The following is a 22,083-nucleotide window of genomic DNA, read 5'->3' on the forward strand; positions in this document are numbered from 1 at the left end:
CGCCAGAGTCAAGGGCTTCAGTTTCAGGACCTTTTGCCTCTGGCATCTTATAAAATGGGAAATCGATAATTAAAAAAGTATTTCCCTGAGAATAAAAGGAGGAGAGTAAAGTGATCGAAGTAAGTAATCTGGTCAAAAAGTATGGCGATCATACTGCAGTTGACCATCTTTCCTTTCAGATCGAAAAGGGGAAAATTTACGGATTCCTGGGCCCCAACGGTGCAGGAAAATCAACAACTATGAACATGATCACAGGATACATTGCTTCCACAGAAGGAAAAGTGATGATCGATGGTCATGATATTCTGGAGGAACCGGAGGCAGCCAAGAAATGTATCGGCTATCTGCCGGAAATGCCGCCGCTCTATTTTGACATGACTGTTCTTGAGTACATGAAATTTGCGGCTGATCTGAAAAAAATCCCAAGAAACCAAAAAGACAAGCAGATAAAAGAAGTCATGGATATGGTAAAGATCACAGACATGAAAGACCGTCTGATCAAAAACCTTTCCAAAGGTTATCGCCAGAGGGTGGGCCTTGCACAGGCGATCCTGGGATATCCGGAGGTGATCATCCTGGATGAGCCGACAGTAGGACTTGACCCGAAGCAGATCATCGAGATCCGTGACCTGATCAAAGGCCTGAAGCAGAAGCACACGGTTATCCTAAGCTCCCATATCCTTTCCGAGGTAAGAGCAGTGTGTGATTATGTTCTGATTATTTCCCATGGAAAGCTGGTAGCCAGCGATACACCGGATAATCTGGAACGTCTGGCAGCAGGCTCTAACAGCCTCCTTATGAAGGTAAAAGGCGAGAAAGACACGATTCGAAAAGCTCTGGAAACGATCGAAGGCGTAACCGGGGTGGAAATGTCCTATGACAGCGATGAAAAATTGTGGAAAACAAAACTTTCCATTCAGGAAAATGTGGATATCCGTGAAAAAGTCTTCTACGCTATGGCAAAAGCGAACTGTCCAATCTACGAGATGCAGGTTAAGAGAGTTTCCCTTGAGGATGTATTCCTTGAGCTTACCGAAGGAGAGAAAAAATCCGCCGGAAAACCGGAAAGCTCACAGTGGAAACCGGTAGAAGACAGATCATCGGAAGAAGAAAAAACTCAGGAAGAAAAAAACGGGGAACCAGAGAAGGCTTCTGATGAGAAAGAGGGGGATCAGTCATGACAGCGATTTTTAAAAGAGAACTGAAAAGCTATCTGACCTCCATGGTTGGATATCTCTTCATATTTTTCGTCCTGGTGCTGACCGGAATTTATTTTTCCGCATATCAGCTTTCAGGCGGCTATTCAAAATTTGAAACTACCTTAAGCGCACTGACCTTTGTGTTCCTGATCGGTGTGCCGATCCTTTCCATGCGTGTACTTGCAGAAGAGCGCAAGCAGAAAACGGATCAGCTTCTTCTGACCGCACCGGTATCTGTATGGGATATCGTATTTGGAAAATATCTTGCACTGGTAGCTGTATTTGCCATTCCGGTCGTGATCATGTGCGTTTATCCGCTGATCATGAGTAAGTTCGGAACGATTTCCTATGCTTCCGCATACACCGGGATCCTGGGATTTTTCCTTCTGGGATGCGCGAATCTGGCGATCGGTGTATTTATGTCAGCGCTTACAGAAAGCCAGGTAATTGCAGCAGTACTTACGTTTGTATTCCTGTTCGCCTTCTATATGATGAACGGAATTTCCTCATTCTTTTCACAGACCTCCATGTCAACCGCAGTGGCATTTGGACTTCTGATCGTGGCGATCGCGATCATCATTTATACCATGATCAAAAATGTCCTGATCTCTGTAGTGATCGGAGCTGTGGGAGAGATTGCCCTTGTCATCGTATACGTTGTAAAATCCAGTATTTTCCAGGGTGGTATCCAGAAGGTACTGAACGTATTTAACCTGAGCGGACATTATGATAATTTTACAAACGGCGTGTTTGACGTGACAGGAATCGTTTATTTTATTTCTGTTATTGCGATCTGTTTGTTCCTTACCATGCAGTCCATTCAGAAGAGACGCTGGAACTAGGGGGGTGAAGGGAAATGAAATTCAGTGAGAAATTTAAGAAAAATAAAGGCGAGGCAGCCGTACCGGAGACAGCACAGGACTCCGGCAAAAAGAAACATAAACCGGATCCGAAAAAGCTGGTAGGCACCATCAGCAAAAAACATATCAAAAATGGTTCCTACAGCATGGCTATGGCAGCTGTCTTTATCGTGATCGTGGTTGTGATCAATATGATCGTCGGTGCGATCCCATCCAAATATTCACAGCTGGATGTAAGCTCATCCAAGCTTTACACCATCGGTGATGAAACAAAGAAGGTACTGAAGGCACTGGATAAGGATGTTACCATTTATCAGATCGCGGCAAGCGGTTCTGAGGACGACACGATCTCCAATCTGCTTTCACGTTATAAAGATGAGTCCAAGCATATTAAAGTTGAGGTAAAAGACCCGGTTGTAAATCCGAAATTTGCATCGGAATATACAACCGATGATCTTGCGTCAAACAGCCTGATCGTAGTCTGCGGCGACAGAAACAAGGTTATCAATTACAACGATATGTATTCCTCTTCAGTAGACTATAATACCTGGCAGCAGACTACTACCGGATTTGATGGAGAAGGACAGATCACAAGTGCGATCGGCTATGTGACATCCGAGGATCTTCCGATCATGTACACCTTATCCGGACACGGAGAAAAAGATCTGGATTCCAGCTTTAAAGAAGATATCCAGAAAGCAAACATTGATATCAAGGAGCTGAACCTTCTCACAGAGGGAAAGGTTCCGGATGATGCAGACTGCCTGATGATCGTATCTCCGACCAGCGATATTTCCGAGGAAGAAAAAACAGAGCTCCTGGATTATCTGGAGGCAGGCGGAAAAGCTATGATCTTCTCGGATTATACACAGGATGATCTGCCGAACTTTGATGCGGTTCTTGAAAACTATGGTGTAAAGTGTGCAGAGGGAATCGTATTTGAGGGTGATAATCAGCATTATGGAATGCAAATGCCATATTATCTTGTACCAACAGTCAACAGCACAGATGCAAGCTCTGAGACAGCTTCTGCAGGCTCCTATGTACTGGCACCGTATGCGCAGGGCATTCAGAAAACAGATGATGTAAGAGATACCGTAACCATCGACAGTATCCTGACAACCTCTGACAAGGCTTACTCCAAAGCAAATATGCAGAGCAGCAATATCGAAAAGGAAGACGGAGATGTAGACGGACCGTTTGATCTTGGTGTTGCCATCACTGAGAAACTGGATGATGATAAGGAAACACAGATCGTTTACTACTCCACAGCCAATCTGATGGAGAGCCAGATAAACCAGATGGTATCCGGCGGAAATGAAAAGCTCCTTCTGGAGTCCTTAAACTGGATGACCAGCACAGACGACAGTAATTCCGTTTCTATTCCATCCAAGAGCCTTGAGTCCACAAGCCTGACAGTAACCGATTATGATGCAGCCTTCTGGAAGATCTGTACCATTGGTCTGATCCCGGGAGTGTTCCTTGTTGCAGGATTCCTGATCTGGCTTAAGAGGAGAAAAGCATAATGAAAAAATCAACCAAACTTGTTTCAGCAGTTGTTGTTCTGGCAGTTCTCGGCGGCGTTTATGTGGGACTGAACACCTACGTATCCAAAGAAGAAAAGACAGAGAGCAGCGAAGAGGAAAGCAAAACAGAAGTGTTTTCCGTGAAAACGGATGACATTAAATCCCTGGAATTTATCGTAGACAAGAAGGAAGTGACCTTTGAGAAAAAAGATGATTCCTGGGTGAAAAAGGATGAGACTGCTTTTCCTGTAAATCAGACAACTCTGGATTCCGCAGCTTCCGCCATCAAAAAGGTGGAAGCGGACAGAGTCCTGGAGGATGTGGAGGATCTTACGGAATACGGACTGGATTCTCCATCTAATACAGTAACCGTTGATACCGCTGATGGGACAACGAAGCTCAACATCGGAGATGAGAATACGTCTACGAATCAGTATTACATTTCCAAGGATGATGATGACAGCACGGTATATGTAGTGGCAGCGGACACAGTGTCTCCGTTTATGAATTCCCTTTACGATTATGCACAGGGAGAAGATTTCCCGACAATTGATTCTTCCACAGTGAAAAAGGTCCAGGTCAGTGAGAATAAAGATTCCTATGTCCTGGAAGAAAATTCCGACGGAGCTACCTGGAATGTTTCCGGTGACGGAAGTAGCGATAAAGAGTCTGCCGATACAACGGCAGCAGGAAACGTAACCTCCGGACTTGGAAGCTTTGCATTTGACCAGTTTGTAAACTACAATGCAGAGGATCTTTCCCAGTATGGTCTTGATAAGCCCTATGCGACGATTACAGTGGATTATCAGGAAGAGGTGAAGAATGACAGCACAGACAGTACAGAATCCGGAGAAAACGATTCTACGGCCTCTGAGAGCGATTCTGAGAGCAGTGACAATACTGACACGGACAGCAGCTCAGAAGATGCAGACAGCAAGACAACCACAGTGGATAAACAGCTTGTCATTTACGTTGGCGATGAGGCAGGAGATGGCAGCAGATATGTAACGGTAGATAACAAACAGATCTATACAATGTCAACAGATACACTGAGTGCAGTTATTGACAAAACGCCGTCAGATCTCTGGTCACTGATCGTCAATTATCTGTCTGTAAAAAATCTGGATCAGCTCCAGGTTACTTACGGTGAAACAACAAGTACTGTAAATGTTTCACGTGAAACATCCACAGATGATGACGGAAACGAAAAAGAAACAACAACCTATCAGCTGGATGGTAAGGAAATAGAAAGTACAACCTTTACTACCTTCTACAACAAGCTGATAAACATGGCAGGACAGAAGAGACTGACAGACGCTTATACACCGGCTGCAGATCCGGAGATGACCGCTGTATTCACAGACTCTGACAAGAACCAGACAACCGTTACCTTCTACACATATGACACAAACTATTATGCAGCTGTCGTTGGAGACAAGGTATTTCTTGTAAACAAAATGACAGTAAAAGAAATGTTCAATGCATATGAAACCATGGTAAACGGTGAAACAGAGACAGAAGCCATAGCAACACCAACAGCTGAGGCGGAAAAATAAAATATTAAGAAAATAAATAAAAACACCTCGGAGATCCGTAAATAATAAGGTGATCTCCGAATATCCGCTTGATGATCAGATATTCGGAGACACCACACAGATTAGGATTTTCCGGGGTGTTTTTATGTTGCTATTATTTTACGGTCCTTACAGATGAATAAGGTCCGTATATTTTTTTACCGTTTATGATGCGGTATGCACGGATACAGTATTTGGTTGCGGTGCCTGGCTTTTTATCGGTGTAGGTTGTATTTTTTGTATTGCCGATAGCTTTCCAGGTTTTACCATGAAGACGGTAAATGGTGTAGCATAGGTGATGATTCCGTCTGTTTTTGCGGTCAGTGGATTAGATGCATACCAGGTTGCTTTTCCATTGAAAATCGCAGGCTTGCAGTCAGAAAGAGCTCCGGTTTGTGAGTAGATCTGAGAAGTCATATTGCCGCTTCTTCTGAATCTGACAGGAGTGTTTCTGAACTGAAATCTGCTGCATAGATCAGGCACGGTGTACTGGCGAGCTTGATTTTCTATAACTGCTATAATTATAGCGTGGAGAATTGACGAGGACAATATAAAAAAACTGTACAGAAGCTCATCTGAGCAACTGTACAGTTTTAATTTTTCTATATCTAACAGAAGGTTCGGGGGAGCTTCTGTCAGTAACTAAGTATTATGCAAGACCTCTTTCTTCCAGCCAGTCGAAGAGAACAACTTTTTCTGCTTTCTTTCTCTTGGTCATGTGATTGAACTGAAGGATCGTCAGGATCGTGAAGATCACTAACAGTGCAACCATTACAATAATGGAAGTGGTAATGCTCCGGCCACCGCTGATCGTTGCACGGAATGCATCGACCGTATAAGTAAACGGAACGTATGCATGGATCTTTGCAACGAATGAAGGTGAAACCTCAACCGGATAAGTTCCGGCAGATCCTGCAAGCTGAACGACCATGAATACCAGCATCAGGAAGCTTCCTACTTTACCAAGAGTAATGTTAAAGAAGTACATGATAGAGGTAAAGGTCATTGATGTCAGGCAGGCGAAGAGTACGGTTTTGCCCATCTCTGCAGGTGTGAATCCGTTAAATGCACGTAACAGCAGGATCAGGCAGATTCCCTGAAGGATCGCTACCGGATAAAGGACGGAAGCTTTGCTTGCCCACCATGCGAAACCGGATTTCAGTTTGCCTTTATACTGAGCCAGAGGATACATCAGGCAGAATGCCAGTGCGCCGACCCAGAGGCCTACAGACATCATGTAAGGTGCCATTGCGTGTCCGTTATTCGGGACATCGGTAAGTTTTGTTTCATCGTTTACAACAGGAGTTGCGAACATTTTGATCGTTTCATCACTTGCTGAATTGTCTTTTACAGTGGTAGCTCCATCGCTGAGGCTTGTGGTCAGTGTCTTGGAACCGTCTTTCAGTTCTTTCATACCGCTTCCAAGCTTCTTGGAGCCATCATACAGCTGAGAGGAACCGCTCTGGATCTGGGCAGCGCCATCTGCAAGCTGTTTTGCACCATTGTTAAGTGTGCTGTTGTTGCTTACAAGCTTCTCGGTACCGCTGAGAAGTGTTGAGGTACCGTTTGCTAATGTCTTAGTACCGTTTGCAAGAGTAGTAGCACCGCTGGAAAGGGTTTTGGCTCCTGTTGAGAGCTTTTTGGTACCGTCTGTAAGAGCGGAGCTGTTTTCGGAAAGCTTAGCAACACCATCGGTGTAGGTTGTGATTCCGGTTGTCAGTGTTCCGGAACCATCGGCTAATGCTTTTGTTCCATCTGCAAGAGTAGTAGCACCGCTGGAAAGAGCATTGGCTCCTGTTGCCAGTTTCTTGGTGCCGTCTGTAAGAGCAGCACTGTTTTCGGAAAGCTTAGCAATACCATCGGTGTAAGTTGTGATTCCATCTGTCAGTGCCTTAGAACCATCTGCCAGCTGACCTGCACCGGATTTGATATCCGGAAGTGCGCCAGTGATCTGTTTGCCGGCTGTTTTCAGATTCTTTGCACCATCGTTGAGCTGCTTATCATAAGATGTCAGTTGGTCAAATCCATCGTTCAGAGCTTTGATTCCTGCTGCTGCAGCCGGGAAGGCTTCGACTGTGCCGTCTTCCAGAGACTGAAGTCCTGCGGAAACGTTCTTGGTTCCTGTGTTTACAGCCTGTGCACCCTGATACAGCTGGGTAACACCTGCAGAAAGCTGAGCGATCAGATCTGTAGGAAGCTGACTTGTAGCTGCAGATAACTGCTCTGCACCTGCGCTCATGGTTGTTGCACCTGCACTCATCTGGTTTGCACCATCTGTCATGGTTGTTGCACCCTCAGAAAGTGTGCCGGCACCCTGAGTCAGTCCTCCGGAGATCTGAGTCAGTCCGGAAGCTGCTTCGTTAAGCTTGGAAGCAACAGCATTCAGATTTTCCTGAGTAGAAGAGAGCTGACCGGATACACCAGCTGCAAGCTGTGAAACCTGATCAGAATAGCTGCTCATGTAAGAACCGTCCACGCCAGTCATTCCACCGGCTACGCTGTTTAAAGCGTTGATCACATCATTCAGAGCTGCTGCGGAAATGGTTCCGTCCTCAGAAGCGGTTGCCTGAATCGCCTGAAGCTGTGCTGCTAAATCGGTCATTGTCTGTCCGGCAGTACCGATCTTGGTATTTGCATCAGTAAGTGCCTCCGTTGTCTGCTGTCCGTATCCTGTAAGGATGTTGCTGACCTGATCACCTACCTGTGAGAACTGTGTGCCTGCATTCTGGAGAGCAGGGATCAGACTGTCTGTGATACTGCTGCTGGTCTGACTTGTGATACCTGCGGCCTGAGTGATATATCCGGCTGCGTTGTTGATTCCGTCTGCCGCATTGTTCATACCAGCTGCAGCACTGTTCATACCAGCTGCGGCTGTGTCCATACCATCCTTTGCGGAAGTAAGGCCGGCTGCAAGCTTGTTGATGGATTCCTGTGTTGTTCCCTCTTTCAGAGCAGAAACCTTATCGTTCAGGGCTTTCAGTCCGTTTTCCAGCTGCTGTGTTCCGGATATCAGTGACTGTGAGTCATCGGTTCCTTTGGTAACACCGGTATTCAGCTGAGAGATACCATTGGAAACTGTTGTGAGTCCGTCTTCAAGTTTTGCAAGCTCTTTGGCACCGGCTGCGAGTTTGCCAGCACCAGCCACATAGGTGGTAGTTCCATCTGCAAGAGTGTCAGCACCAGCTACATACTGTGTTGCTCCGTCGGAAAGAGTATCAATACCTGCACTTAATGCATTTGCACCGGATTCCAGGCTGCTTGCGCCGGATTTCAGCGTATCAGAATTTTTATTAAGCTCATCCACACCAGCGGTGTACTGCTGAACACCTTCATCCAGAGTATCTACACCGGTTGTCAGCTCAGGAACCTTTTCTGTCAGAGCTGCAACGCCGCTGTTCAGCTGGTTTGCACCGGATTCCAGGCTGCTTGCACCGGATTTCAGTGCATCAGAATTTTTATTAAGCTCATCCACACCAGCGGTGTACTGCTGAACACCTTTATCCAGAGTATCCACACCGGTTGTCAGCTCAGGAACCTTTTCTGTGAGGGTTGCAACGCCGCTGTTCAGCTGATCTGCACCATCGTCCAGGCTCTTTGCACCATCGTTAACCTTTGCAACACCATCGGTGTAGGTCTTAAGACCTTCGGTGAGACTGTCAGCACCGCTTACGAAAGTAAGAGTACTGGTGGAAAGCTTCTTAAGGTTTTTGGTAATTGTTTTGTTACCATCAGCTGCTGTATTCAGTCCGTCTTCGATCTTTCCGGATCCGTCTGCAGCTTCCTGCATTCCGTCACCTGCTTCTGAGATAGAATCAAAAACGGTTTCTGTATAGGTTTCCGTAACCTTGGAAGCAATGTTATCACGAAGCTTCAGCATTGCTGTTTCACTGAGCTTGGAGGCGATATAGTTGGTTCCAGGGTTTGTCTCATAGGATAGCTCCATTTGCTTTGGCTCGTTGTCCATTACAGTGGCTGCGTTTGCGGAGAAATTTTCCGGAATTTTGATAACCATGTAATAGGTTCCATTGGCCAGACCGTCCTCTGCTGTCTTGCTGTCTACAATGTTAAATGCCATTGAGTCGTTGTCTTTCAGCTCATCCGTCATGTCCTTACCTATGCTTAAGGTCTTGCCATTATACTCGACAGGTTTGTCTTCGTTTACCACGGCCACTGGCAGGCTGTCTACGTTTCCGTAAGGATCCCACATGGATTTCAGAAACAGACCTGCATAGATGATCGGGATTACGATAATGGCGATTACGACGATAAGCATGAGCTTGTTACGAAGTAAGCTTTTCCATTCGTTTTTGATCATATTACCTATCCCTTTCTTATTAAATTGTATTATCAAACATAGTTGATTAATCAAACTTTATTCCAGTAATGGCGACGAGATCTATTAATCATATTAAAATCTATTAATAGCTTTATATTCCATTATCAAACAAAGTGTTGATTTTCTTTACGTGATGTATTATACTAAACACATACCACAGATACAACCATTAAATCTTTACTGAATGTATATTAATAGACGGAAATAATGGAAGTGTCTATTACAAATAAAAAACTGCATAATAGACAAAAAGTACGTTATTTCCTTTGAATTTATGTGCAGTTGGTAATATTAAATGCAGACAGGATTCCTATGTTTCAACACAAATATGCAGCAGATATCTGGTATCGTGTAGGTCGGCGTCGTTAACAATTTTGATCTTGTCAATTCTTAACAACAGCAGATATCTGGTATCATGCAGATCGGCGTAGAGAAAGCGAATGCTTTTATTCGTTTGAAGGATGCATTATGCATTGTATGACAGTTGCAGAGTATCGTAAGTGACAGGTGATTGAGGCGGAGGAAACGTGCTTGCTTTTTTGAATTGCAGGGGGAATTAAGATGGCGGAAAAAGTTGACAGAAGAGTACGTAAGACCAAGGCACAGTTGCGAGCGGGGCTTGCCCGTCTTATGCAGAAGAAGAGCATTAAGGAGATTACGGTAAAGGAACTGGTGGAAGAAGTTGATATCAACCGCTCCACATTTTATCTTCACTATACAGATATCTATCAGATGCTGGAATCCATTGAGGCTGAATTGATGGAGGAAATCACGCATCTGGTGGCAGACTATCCTCTGGATCCTCTTAATAATAAGGAGAGCTCGTATCCTTTTATTGAGCAGATATTTACGATCCTGGATCATAATAAGGATATTTGTATCGCACTTCTTGGAAAGAATGGAGATATGGCTTTTGTGAATCGTATAGAAAAACTGATCGCAGATACAGTGCTGCATCGCTTGTCAATTCGTCTGCCGAAAGACAACCGTGATATTGAGTATGCGTATGCGTTTTGTCTGAATGGATGCGTGGGAATGATCAAGACATGGCTGTCTTCTGAGAATCAGGAGAGTACACAGCATATGGCAGAGCTGACACATAAGCTGATCGATAATACAACACACATGTATCTGGAGCAGGCACTTAGATAAGAGAAATGTCCGGATGCATGCTGTGAGTCTGGTAAAAAATAAAGAGTATTGTTACACGTTTGTTTGAGGGAAAACTCATGTTTCACGTGAAACAGTACTCTTTTTTTATTGGCTTTTTGTTGGTTTATAGCATTTCCACAAATTACTGCATGAAGCTCAACGGCTCCGAACATGAACAATGTTCTTTTGATACGTTGATTTCCAAAATTACTATAGATAAATTTTGATGCCGGATCATAAGTTGTTTTTACAGGAAAATAGCTACCTGTTCCAGGAAATGTTCCGGATCTTCCAGATGAGGAAGATGTCTGGTTTCCGGGATCACAGCGGTTTCAATGGAAGAATTCAGCTTCTGGTATTCCTCTGCGATAAGAGAAGCGGAAGCTTCTTTTTCTCCGGAAATAATATAGATGCATGCATCGGAAGCTTCTACGGCATTATTAATGCTGATATTCAGGTATTTGCCAATGTAGCTGGAATACAGATATTTGGCGTTGGAACCACCCTTGTGAGCGGATTCATAATAGGTGTCTACCAGTGTATCTGTTACATGGAAGGGATTGTAGAACAGCTTTTCCATAAACAGACTGCTGATGGATTCGCGGGAAGCTACCATATGATAGATCAGAGTTCCGAAAATCGGAAGCTCGATAAAATACTTAAAGAGCTTGTTGTCTTTGCAAGGTGCCTGCTTCAGGGAACTGAAGCTTGGTGGATTGACCAGCATGATCTTGCGGAAATGGTCGGAATTGTTACGGTAAGCCATGATCGCAAAAGAACCTGAGAAACCACTGGCAATAACATCGGTTTCCTCACGAATCACATTCTTGGCAAAATCACAGAGTAACTGAGCAAATACAAAATTGGTATAAGTAATATCCGGTTTTTCGGAACGTCCACATCCAAGAAGATCAATGGTGTAAACTGTATGTTCGGTTGCGAGCTGCTTCTCTATGGCATTCCATTCATAACCGGAAGCGCCTGGCATGATATCATGAATAAGAAGAATAGGGGTGCCATGTCCCTGTTTTGTATAAAAAATCTTTCCAAAACGCCAGTCATAGGTTCTACTGTGTGGCTGTTCCAGCATATCTTTAAGCTGAGATGTGGCATCTATGAAACGGTTAGCAATATGAATAACACCTGCGGCAGTTCCGACTAAAGCTGCAAGAGTAAGTAGTCTGTGTCCATTTTTCTTCATTAAAAAGCCTCCTGGAATTCGTAAAAATAATCAGGACAGATGTAACGTAATTCAGGTATCTGATCTGATTTTTTCTGAATATTTCTTTGCTTTATTATACGACAGGAACGAAAAATTTACAATGCTTTTGTGGGAACCCTAACCTTGTTATTGTATGCTGACGCTACTGTCCATTCTGTTCTTGGCGATGATTGCTAAGTTGCTGTTCGTTCTGCTTTCAGTAAAGCGCTTCGCAATGCAAAGAATTTATGTTGATCGCATAAATTGGTGCGGTATGGTCTCGGGCTTTCTGCGGCCTTCGTTTATAAAAAAACTTACGGAATATTATCAGTGAACAGTAGCATCGCCAATATGCTTCATGATACATAGAAATCAGATTTGGAACCGAATCAAGTAAGTCCCCTGCTTTAATTGCGAAGAGCAATAAGCAGAGGGCGTGGACTTGCTTGTATCAGGAGGAGGAAAATCTCCTTCTGATAAACTGCAAAGCAGTTATTTTATTATGAGCAAGTAGCGAAGAGGATGCTGTTATCCGCTGGAATGCTTTTATACTTCAGTAAAATACCAAGTGTTTCACGTGAAACATTGGACTTGTTATCCGACAGAGCTGATGCTATACAGGATTACCGAGGATGATGTTGATAAGGGTTTTGTTCAGCATCAGTGTGCGGTTCCATGGATTGAGAATTACTCCCTCAACAGACGGCTCTTGCAATGCAGAAGCAAAAATCTTATCAATATCTGCGGTAAATGAGGACATGATCTTATCACTGCCTTTTAACTCTTCGTCAAAGCTGGTAAATGCAGCCCACCATTGCTTTCCATCGTTGGTTTTGATCGCATGAAGAGAAATTTTTCCATCACCTTTTGGAGGTTCTACAGCAATGATCAGCTGTGCCTGCTCCTGCATTCTGTGACGGATTACGGTGAGAGTATGAGCAAGCATTTCTTCGGTTGCTTCTTTTTGGAGTGCTGCAATGGCAGTTTCGATCTTTTCATTGCCATTTAAAGTCTTGTCTAATTGTTCTTTATAGAAATCGTTGCGATTATTTGTGGTGTTCATGTATAAAATATTCCTTTCAATCAGATGATAAATGACTAGTACAGCGAATATTAAGTAACCGCCATATTGACTTGTCTGATTTTTCATATGCTGCGTTGTCGTCAATCGCCGTAGCCACCGCTACGCCTCATTCCTTCGCCTTGCATATGAGAAAATCATCCTACGTCAATATAGCAGAAACTTAATTTTCGCTGTACTAGTACATTGTTTTCGAAATAACTATACCAATTACTTATTGGTGAATCCGACTGCACAGATCTAAAAGCCTCAGCATAGCCAGCTACGCCTGCATTTTTATACCTGCACACTCGAATCCACATCCCACGCGATTGGTATAGTTATTTACGAAACAATGTATTAGCCGCAAACTGCAAGGCGTTTGCGAATGCTTTCTTTATGGATTATAGCATTTCAGGGGAAAATGAGGCAAGAGAAGAAGTGTTTTTAACTGAATCAAATAAGTCCCCTGGTTCGATTGCGAAAAGCAATAATCGGGGGAACTTGCTTGCATCAGGAGAAGTGCAGGCTCCTTCTGATAAACTGCGAAGCACTTATTCGGTTATGAGCAAGTAGTGAAGCGGATGCTTTTATCTGCTTGAATTAAATCAAAAAGTTTCCTGATTACTGATCACTTCGTTCTTGGTAATACACTTCGCGATGCACAGAAATTATGCTAATCACATAAATTTGCATGATATGTCCAGGGCTTTCAGTGGTCTTTGCGCACAAAAAAACTCGGAGGATAATATTACCAGTTAACAGTAAGTCTCCTGCTTCAATTACGAAAAAGTAAAAAGTAATAAGTAATAAGCAGTGGGTGGCGTGTATTAGGAAGAATGCGACGGCGTTTAGAAACGGGGAAAGGAATAGTGGGCATGTCTGAAAACAAGGTACTGCACTAATTCATGTGGCCACTGTTATGGGTACATTGTAAGCAGGTCCTGATAAATTGCAAAGTAGCTATTGGGTGTAGAACTGCGTAGCGAATACGGGTATTTTTATTCGTTTGATCCCAAATTGGATAGATATGTTTGCACACTTGAAGGTGAGTTGCCAGATACTGTCATCAGTATTCCCCATGATTTCGGTCAGATGCTTTTGTGAACTGGATGGGGAATTAACAAGTTAAGTGAATGTAGTAAAAATGTGTATTTATATGAAAAAATGGAGGGTAAGGCGGAAAATATGGGGGATTTTATAGAAAAACGATATAAGAGTAAGGATGAAATAAAGAGAAATAAGAGATTATTTCTGCGAAGAGAACGCTATGATAATGATAATAACACAAACGTTAAGTACGATAAAAAGGACTTTATAAAAGAAAATACTGGCAAATAAAGAGAAATAATAGGATATTTACGAATAAAAAAGTATTAAAGTACAAATTATAGTACTTTAAATAAAAAAGTACGATAAAACGTACTTTACGCGCATGTACATATAAAAAAGCCTTAAAATATAAAATGTGCACCTGCACACATACGGCAAAAAGATAAAATATAGATCCGTTCCTGCTTTAAACATGTGAAATTTTGATTGATCGAATAAAAGAAAGTAGCTGCTTCGATTACAAAAAAACAATAAGCTGTGGGTGGGAAAATACTTGTACTCTTCCTGATAAACTGTAAAACAGCTATTTTGTGTAAAACTATGATCGAATGCAAAAATTTTTGTCCGCATGACTGGGATAAAGGGAAGGCAGGGAAGTGTTTTACGGCTTGATTTAGAAGAAAAAGCCTATTAAGTGAAATTTATTTTATGCTAGTTCTATGCCGGAACCTTATTCGGATACATTTTATATTGGATATTACAAAATGAAACTATGCTTGAAAAAGTCTTTAGTTAACATGTACATAACGAATATATAACAGGACTGAAAGAAAAATGAAATAAATACGCAAATCTTTCGTAAACATAATAAAATAAACAAAAATCGAAAATTCTAGTTTCATAATATTATATTTTTTTCACGAGAGATACATGTATTTCACACTATAAAAACACTCCGGGAAAAGAAGTTTCCATTTACTATATATAGATGCTTTTGGGGAATATAAAGATAACAGCCACATTATTTTGTGGATGGAGTTTCTTGTATTTTTTACATGCTTTCGTGATACAGATAATGCCAGAGAGAATATATCGGAGTATTTTTTTGATATTTCTCATTGATTTTATAATGTGTTCGTAACTGTTCAGTACCCTTGCAGTTACAAGTCAAACCGTGTCCTGGATCGATTTCGTTGATGGCATTTTTAACCGGATCGAGGAAGTCACTTGCTTCAATTATGAATATTGGTTTGATAATCTGTCTTGGGGTGATGTTTCACGTGAAACATCATCCGAAGACAGATTAAGAATAAAGAGTTATAACCCCATCTTTGACAATTGCAGAAATAAAAAACAGCTGTAGTTCGTGTTTATTTGTTTTATGGTAGGTTTAATATAGATTTTAATCGAATCAAGTAATTCACCTGCTTCAATTGTGAACTACAATAAGCAGTGGTTGGGGACTTGCTTGTATCAGGAGAAGTACAGTCTCCTTCTGATAAACTGCGAAACATTTATTAAGCTATGAGCAGTAGTGAAAAGGATGTTTTTTTACGCTTGACTTAAAAAATGTTTCGCAACAATGACAACTCATATGCGCTTTACGGTAGCGAGATATAGTTTTTAATCGAGCCAGGAGGTCCCCTGCTTCAAGTGTAAGAAGCAATAAGCAGTGGTTGGGGACTTGCTTGTATCAGGAAGAGTACAAGCAAGTTTTAATAAACTGCGGGGCAGTTATTCGGTGTAAAGCTGCGTAGCAACTGCGGATACTTTTGTTTGTATGACTCGAATCAGGAGTTTCCCCCTGTTTTTTGCTTCAATTGCAAGAAACGATAAGCAGTGGTTGAAGAACTGCTTCTTATCAGGGAAGAGTAGCTTGTAGTCCTTTTTGGTAAATCGCGAAGCTATTCAGTGTAGAACTGCGAATGCGTTTACAGATGCTTTTATTCACTTGATAATAATAGTAATGTTTTTAGTGTTCAGATAAAATTTGAAAATGCTATAAATGCTGTAAAAGAAAGGGATTTCGATGCCTATGTAGTAGTGTGCAAGGTTCCATAAAAGATAATATCTATACCGAGAAAATCGAATTATTTTCGAGATTACGATAAATCAGAACAATTTCAGCAAAATATCTATAAATGGGAACTTCATTTCTCGGTACGTTTTTATGGCGTAATGGCGTAAAATATATAGTCTGATTGACAGCAAATAAAACTGGAAGTTTATGCGGAGTTGATGGACTTTATAATCGATGTACTGTTACTGTCAAACTTCTGTTTAGTTCGGAATGAGTTTGGGTATACTACACAATAAATAAAATAATTCAAAACCTATTTTCTATTGTTTCACGTGAAACATTATGTGGCAGTTTAAAAATAAAAGTGTTATAATGATATCCAATGAGTAAAAATCCCTTAAAAAAATAAAAAGGAGGGGTACAATGGGACGAATCATTGCAGTTGCCAATCAGAAAGGCGGGGTTGGAAAATCAACGACAGCCATCAATCTATCGGCCTGCCTTGCTGAAAAAGGGAAAAAGGTTCTTGCCATCGACATTGATCCGCAGGGAAATACGACCAGTGGACTTGGCGCAGACAAGAATGCAGTAGAAAACACCCTTTATGAGCTGCTGCTTGGAGAAGCAGAGACCAAGGATACCATTATAAAGAACGTTGTAGATAATGTTGACCTGATACCATCGAATATGAATCTTTCCGGTGCAGAAATTGAACTGGTTGATCTTGAGGATAAAGAATTTATCCTGAAAAAGATCACGGATAAACTTCGCCGGAAATATGATTACATAATCATGGATTGTCCGCCGTCACTGAGTATGCTTACAATTAATGCTTTGACAGCCGCAACCTCCGTTCTGGTGCCGATTCAGTGTGAGTATTATGCATTGGAAGGTTTGTCACAGTTGATACATACCATCGAACTGGTAAGAGACCGATTGAATAAGAGATTGAAGATCGAAGGCGTGGTCTTTACTATGTATGATGCCAGAACAAATCTGTCACTTCAGGTTGTAGAAAATGTAAAAGAAAACCTGGACCAGAATATATACAAAACGATCATACCGAGAAATGTACGACTTGCAGAGGCACCAAGCTATGGAAAACCGATCAATCTGTACGATTCACGATCTACAGGAGCAGAGAGTTATCGCCTCCTGGCAGAAGAAGTTATAGGCAGGGAGGGCGAGTGATGGCTGGAAGAAGAACAGGAGGCCTTGGAAAGGGTCTTGACGCACTGATCCCGAACAAAGCAGGCGGTCCGTCAAAGGAACCTGCAAAAAAGACAAGATCTGCAGTTGTAAAAAAAGACAAACCAACTGAAAAAGATAATCCGGCCGCAGAACGACTTGTGAAAATTTCCAGCGTAGAACCAAATCTGAATCAGCCCAGAAGACATTTTGATGAGGATGCGCTGCTGGAACTTTCGGAATCCATTAAACAGTACGGTGTTCTTCAGCCGTTGTTGGTATCCGATAAGAAGGATTATTTTGAGATCATTGCAGGCGAACGCCGCTGGAGAGCTGCCAAGATGGCAGGGCTCAAGGAAGTTCCTGTTGTTGTAAAAGAGTTTACAGACCAGGAAATCGTAGAAATTTCCCTGATCGAGAACATTCAGCGGGAAGACCTGAATCCTATAGAGGAAGCGATGGCATACAAACGTCTGATGGAAGAGTTTCACCTGAAACAGGATGAAATCGCAGACAGAGTTGCCAAAAGCAGAACTGCAGTAACTAATTCCATGCGTCTTCTGAAGCTTTCTTCAAAAGTTCAGGAAATGGTAATTGCAGATATGATCTCAGCTGGTCATGCGAGAGCACTTCTGGGAATTTCTGATGCAGCTCTTCAGGAAACAACAGCTATGAAGGTTTTTGATGAAAAACTCAGTGTTCGTGAGACGGAAAAACTTGTAAAGAATCTGGTTTCTCCTGCGAAAAAAGTAAAAACAGAGAAAAACACAGCAGAAGATGCCATTTATGAGAGCCTGGAAGAAAAAATGAAAGGTATCATGGGAACAAAGGTATCCATTCAGCGAAAGAAGAACAACAAAGGTAAAATTGAAATTGAATATTATTCCAGAGATGAACTGGAGAGGATCATTGATCTGTTCGAATCTATCAGATAGGAGGCAGAATGAGCGGGATTTTTGAAAGCATGGGAATTGATTCCGGGATTGTGATCATTGTTTTGCTGATCCTTACCATCATTCTTCTGATCAATGTGGTGAGTAGCAATATGCGTCTCAGCCGTTTGGAACGGAAGTACAAGATGTTTATGAGAGGCGGAGATGCACAGTCACTGGAAAAAGTTTTTGTAAGAAAATTTGCACAGATCGACCGGCTGTATGAAGCAAAGGAAGATCATGATCATGACATCAGCTTTATCAAAAAAAATATGAATGTAATGTTCAGCAAATATGGCGTTGAAAAGTATGATGCATTTGATGATGTAGGTGGAAAACTCAGCTTTGCACTGGCGCTTCTTGATAAAAACAATACGGGTCTGATCTTGAATGCGGTTCACAGCCGCGATAACTGTTTCCTTTATTTAAAGGAGATCGTAAAAGGTGAGTCCTATGTTGTACTTAGTCAGGAAGAAGTGGAAGCTTTGAGAAAAGCAGTAAACTTTGGCCTTGGTGAGATTGAGAAGGAATAAAAAACTGCAAAGAGTAAGAATATTTTTAATACAGGAGGAATATCATGTTAGACATTAAGTTTGTGAGAGAGAATCCGGAGGTTGTAAAGCAGAATATCCGCAATAAGTTCCAGGACAGCAAACTGGAGCTGGTTGATAAGGTTCTCGAACTTGATAAAGAAAACAGAGAGATTAAGCAGGAGGTTGAGGCTCTCCGTGCTGAGAGAAACAAGATCTCCAAACAGATCGGTGCTCTTATGGGCCAGGGAAAAAGAGAAGAGGCAGAAGAGGTTAAAAAACAGGTTGCTGCATCCGGAACTCGTATTGAGGAACTTTCTCAGAGAGAGAAAGAGGTTGAGGAAGAGCTTCTGAAAGATATGATGGTGATCCCGAACATCATCGATCCTTCTGTACCGATCGGTAAAGACGACAGCCAGAACGTAGAGATTGAGAAATTTGGTGAGCCGGTTGTTCCGGATTTTGAAGTCCCTTATCATACAGATATCATGGAGAATTTTGATGGAATCGATCTTGACAGCGCAAGACGTGTTGCCGGTAACGGATTCTATTATCTGATGGGTGATATCGCACGCCTTCATTCCGCAGTAATTTCCTATGCAAGAGATTTCATGATCAACCGGGGATTTACTTACTGCGTACCACCTTTCATGATCAGAAGCAATGTTGTTACAGGCGTTATGAGCTTTGCGGAGATGGATGCTATGATGTACAAGATCGAGGGTGAGGATCTTTACCTGATCGGAACAAGTGAGCATTCCATGATCGGTAAATTCATTGACCAGATTATTCCGGAGGAAGAGCTTCCGAAGACACTTACAAGCTATTCTCCGTGCTTCCGTAAAGAGAAAGGTGCTCATGGACTTGAGGAGAGAGGTGTTTACCGTATCCATCAGTTCGAGAAACAGGAGATGATCGTTGTCTGCAAGCCAGAGGAGAGTAAGATGTGGTTCGACAAGCTGTGGCAGAATACAGTAGATCTGTTCCGTTCTCTTGATATTCCGGTTCGTACGCTTGAGTGCTGCTCCGGTGACCTTGCTGATCTTAAGGTAAAATCCCTCGATGTTGAGGCATGGTCTCCACGTCAGAAGAAATACTTTGAGGTAGGAAGCTGCTCCAACCTTGGAGATGCACAGGCACGTCGTCTGAAAATCCGTGTAAACGGCAAAGATGGCAAGAAATATCTTGCTCATACATTAAACAATACAGTAGTAGCACCTCCGAGAATGCTCATTGCTTTCCTGGAGAATAACCTGAATGCAGATGGATCTGTAAACATTCCAAAAGCTCTGCAGCCATATATGGGCGGTATGACAAAGATTGAGAAAAAGACACGCGCGTAAGAGAAACGCAGGCTTTTTCAGGGAGGTGTTCTTGTGCACAGTTATTTAAAGACCGTTGGTTTTTCACAGATTACCAGAAGAAGTGAAATAAAAGAGATCATCCGTGATGTGATCGCAAGCTACGATGAAAAGGTTTGCGTGGAAAATCATCCGGAAGGCGTATTTGTACAGTTTTCCAAGAATTATGGCTGTGACTGTGGAATCAGCGTTTGTGGTCAGTACGATGAGAACGGTGAGTTTCACGTGGAATATTATTTCCCATTTTTCAGGGGAACAGGAATCACATCCAAGGAAAAAGTGACTGTTGAACGTCATACAGATAAGGAATCTTATGCAGGAGCATGTGATGATTTGCGTATTGGCGTGACTATGATCTTTTATCTGCAGAATCTGGCAGAATATATGCAGGAGAAATACAAAGGCCTGAAAGACCCGGGGGACCGTCCGGTGACGGTTTCCGGTCTGGCTTCTGAGGGAAAGATCCTGTTTCCGCTGCAGAAGGATAAGGAAGCGGTAAAGGTGGAGAGAGAACTTTCCAAAAACAGGACTAATCTGATCGCAGCAGCGCGTAATGGTGATGAGGAAGCTATGGAGAGCCTTACAATGGAGGATATGGATACTTACTCCATGATTTCCCAGAGAATTGTTACAGATGATGTTCTCACGATCGTGGACTCTTATTTCATGCCTTATGGAATCGAATGTGATCAGTATAATGTTCTTGGTGAGATTCTGGATATCATGAAATTTAAGAATATCCTGACAGGTGAAGAAATCTGCCAGATGACTATAGAGAGCAATGATATACAGTTTGATATCTGCATCAACAGCAAAGATCTTCTCGGTGAACCGGCAGTTGGACGCCGCTTCAAAGGAACAATCTGGCTGCAGGGTCAGCTGCACTATTAAGTTTTCAAATTTAGAATTAATTCTTGTAATTTCAAAATAAATATAGTAAAATAATGGTTGTGAAACTTTTGGAAGTGTTCGAAATGTTTCACAACTATATATGTCCATATAGCTCAGCTGGATAGAGCACTCGCCTCCTAAGCGAGGGGTCGGAGGTTCAAATCCTCTTATGGACGTGCTTCAAAGCGTTCGAAAATGTTAGCTAGATTAGCTGACAGCGAACGCTTTTGTTATTTTCTAATCACGTTCGTGACACAAAATTCCATTCGAAATGATCAATTTCCAGCTAACGCAATCCGATTTTTGTTAGCTGACAGCTAATCAAAATTACCGGTTTGCAAACATGGTTTTTAGGAAGTCTAGCTAACATTTGGGTTCCGCTCTGTTGTCACCCCTTATTCGGGGATGTAAATCAGAGAAAAGGCGGGAAAAGAAACAATTTCTCCCAAACCTGCAAACATAAATTAGCTGAAACAGTATTCACTTCTATTAGCTACAGCTAATGGTCAAACAGCAATGTCTGTTTGGAACTTTACTATCTATAAAAGTTCCAGGCAGGCATTTTTTAGTATCCTGAATCCTGGAGGAAAGGAGTCAAGATGACTGAGCCAAACAGACAATCAGGAGAAAACGAAGAAAGAATCATAGAAATTGAGATTGAGCGTCTTCGACCGTTCAAAGAGCATCCGTTTCAAGTGAAAGGTGTCTTACACTGTATAAGTGGTAACACCACAAAGGTGAAGAACATCAAGAAATATTTATTAGCAGCCCTGTTTAATGCACCGTCAACGATGAACGGGTATTATCAGGCAGAGGTGAACCATGATATGCCAGGACTGGTAAGATAGGAGGTGCACATGTTTATTTTAAAACTTGCTGGAAAGATATTATTACTGCCGGTATGGCTGATCCTTTTTGTGATCGGCCTGGCAGTGAAGATGACAGTACAGACTTATGCGGTTGTAAGGGGAATCCTTGGTTTTATATTCACTTTGTTGATTATAGCAACTGCATACTGTTACCATGACTGGGTACAGGTTGTATTCCTGTTTGCGCTGAGTGTTATTCTGTATCTGATCCTGTTTGCAGGAGTGTTCGTAGATACTGTACTGGACATGACAAGAGAACGTATTATTGATTTTATTATAGGTAATTGCGAAACTCGCGGTGCTCGTTCGTAACCTTGAACCAAAACAAGGA

Annotated in this window: 15 protein-coding genes, 1 tRNA gene and 1 pseudogene; 13 read left to right on the forward strand and 4 right to left on the reverse strand. The window is 42.2% G+C overall.

Going from position 1 to position 22,083, the window contains the following annotated elements:
- The first annotated feature begins 110 nt into the window (after positions 1 to 110).
- From NE671_RS09895 to NE671_RS09910, 4 genes are read left to right on the forward strand one after another with little or no spacing between them, the layout of a single operon-like run.
- Entirely contained in the window at positions 111 to 1,181 is a 1,071-nt protein-coding gene (locus NE671_RS09895) for an ABC transporter ATP-binding protein (protein ID WP_021651032.1), read from the forward strand.
- Positions 1,178 to 2,041: an ABC transporter permease gene (locus NE671_RS09900; RefSeq protein ID WP_022426692.1), complete on the forward strand. Its 864-nt coding sequence runs from the start codon at positions 1,178 to 1,180 to the stop codon at positions 2,039 to 2,041. The genes NE671_RS09895 and NE671_RS09900 overlap by 4 nt, the downstream gene beginning before the upstream one ends.
- 14 nt (positions 2,042 to 2,055) lie before the next feature.
- Positions 2,056 to 3,585: a GldG family protein gene (locus NE671_RS09905; RefSeq protein ID WP_173734297.1), complete on the forward strand. Its 1,530-nt coding sequence runs from the start codon at positions 2,056 to 2,058 to the stop codon at positions 3,583 to 3,585.
- Positions 3,585 to 5,141, forward strand: coding sequence for a DUF4340 domain-containing protein (locus NE671_RS09910; protein ID WP_173740010.1), 1,557 nt, complete (start codon positions 3,585 to 3,587; stop codon positions 5,139 to 5,141). Before NE671_RS09905 ends, NE671_RS09910 begins: the two co-directional genes overlap by 1 nt.
- Positions 5,142 to 5,324: 183 nt before the next feature.
- Here the strand turns inward: NE671_RS09910 and NE671_RS09915 are convergent, their stop codons facing one another.
- Both NE671_RS09915 and NE671_RS09920 read right to left on the reverse strand, forming a co-directional pair.
- Positions 5,325 to 5,576, reverse strand: coding sequence for a hypothetical protein (locus NE671_RS09915; protein WP_015526542.1), 252 nt, complete (start codon positions 5,574 to 5,576; stop codon positions 5,325 to 5,327).
- A gap of 232 nt (positions 5,577 to 5,808) precedes the next feature.
- Positions 5,809 to 9,474 (reverse strand): YhgE/Pip domain-containing protein, encoded by a 3,666-nt coding sequence (locus tag NE671_RS09920; protein WP_256163937.1) that lies wholly within the window; start codon positions 9,472 to 9,474, stop codon positions 5,809 to 5,811.
- A gap of 582 nt (positions 9,475 to 10,056) precedes the next feature.
- Between NE671_RS09920 and NE671_RS09925 the strand changes: the two genes are divergently transcribed.
- On the forward strand, positions 10,057 to 10,647 hold the full coding sequence (locus NE671_RS09925; RefSeq protein WP_015526541.1) for a TetR-like C-terminal domain-containing protein: 591 nt from the start codon (positions 10,057 to 10,059) through the stop codon (positions 10,645 to 10,647).
- 247 nt (positions 10,648 to 10,894) lie between these two features.
- On the opposite strand, the gene NE671_RS09930 is transcribed toward NE671_RS09925, so the two are convergent.
- Entirely contained in the window at positions 10,895 to 11,848 is a 954-nt protein-coding gene (locus NE671_RS09930) for an alpha/beta fold hydrolase (RefSeq protein ID WP_256163938.1), read from the reverse strand.
- A 613-nt stretch (positions 11,849 to 12,461) separates the two neighbouring features.
- Positions 12,462 to 12,911, reverse strand: a complete 450-nt coding sequence (locus NE671_RS09935; RefSeq protein WP_015526539.1) for an SseB family protein — start codon at positions 12,909 to 12,911, stop codon at positions 12,462 to 12,464.
- Positions 12,912 to 16,404: 3,493 nt separating this feature from the next.
- Between NE671_RS09935 and NE671_RS09940 the strand changes: the two genes are divergently transcribed.
- The 8 genes and pseudogenes from NE671_RS09940 to NE671_RS09975 all read left to right on the forward strand — a co-directional run bounded on the left by NE671_RS09940 (position 16,405) and on the right by NE671_RS09975 (position 22,064).
- On the forward strand, positions 16,405 to 17,172 hold the full coding sequence (locus NE671_RS09940) for a ParA family protein (protein ID WP_092072358.1): 768 nt from the start codon (positions 16,405 to 16,407) through the stop codon (positions 17,170 to 17,172).
- Entirely contained in the window at positions 17,172 to 18,104 is a 933-nt protein-coding gene (locus NE671_RS09945; protein ID WP_256163939.1) for a ParB/RepB/Spo0J family partition protein, read from the forward strand. The genes NE671_RS09940 and NE671_RS09945 overlap by 1 nt, the downstream gene beginning before the upstream one ends.
- Positions 18,105 to 18,112: 8 nt before the next feature.
- On the forward strand, positions 18,113 to 18,634 hold the full coding sequence (locus NE671_RS09950) for a DUF4446 family protein (RefSeq protein WP_015526535.1): 522 nt from the start codon (positions 18,113 to 18,115) through the stop codon (positions 18,632 to 18,634).
- A 44-nt stretch (positions 18,635 to 18,678) separates the two neighbouring features.
- Positions 18,679 to 19,974, forward strand: a complete 1,296-nt coding sequence (serS, locus tag NE671_RS09955) for a serine--tRNA ligase (protein ID WP_015526534.1) — start codon at positions 18,679 to 18,681, stop codon at positions 19,972 to 19,974.
- A 33-nt stretch (positions 19,975 to 20,007) separates the two neighbouring features.
- Positions 20,008 to 20,883 carry a DUF3881 family protein gene (locus NE671_RS09960; protein WP_021650156.1) on the forward strand — a complete coding sequence of 292 codons (876 nt, stop codon included), beginning with the start codon at positions 20,008 to 20,010 and terminating at the stop codon, positions 20,881 to 20,883.
- A gap of 102 nt (positions 20,884 to 20,985) precedes the next feature.
- Positions 20,986 to 21,059, forward strand: a tRNA-Arg gene (locus tag NE671_RS09965).
- A 519-nt stretch (positions 21,060 to 21,578) separates the two neighbouring features.
- Positions 21,579 to 21,731, forward strand: a pseudogene (locus NE671_RS16040) (DUF6017 domain-containing protein); the annotation flags it as partial.
- 9 nt (positions 21,732 to 21,740) lie between these two features.
- Entirely contained in the window at positions 21,741 to 22,064 is a 324-nt protein-coding gene (locus NE671_RS09975; RefSeq protein ID WP_256163940.1) for a hypothetical protein, read from the forward strand.
- Positions 22,065 to 22,083 lie beyond the last annotated feature (19 nt).

The organism is Blautia sp. DFI.9.10 (genome assembly GCF_024461705.1).
GTDB classification, from domain to species: domain Bacteria; phylum Bacillota; class Clostridia; order Lachnospirales; family Lachnospiraceae; genus Blautia_A; species Blautia_A fusiformis.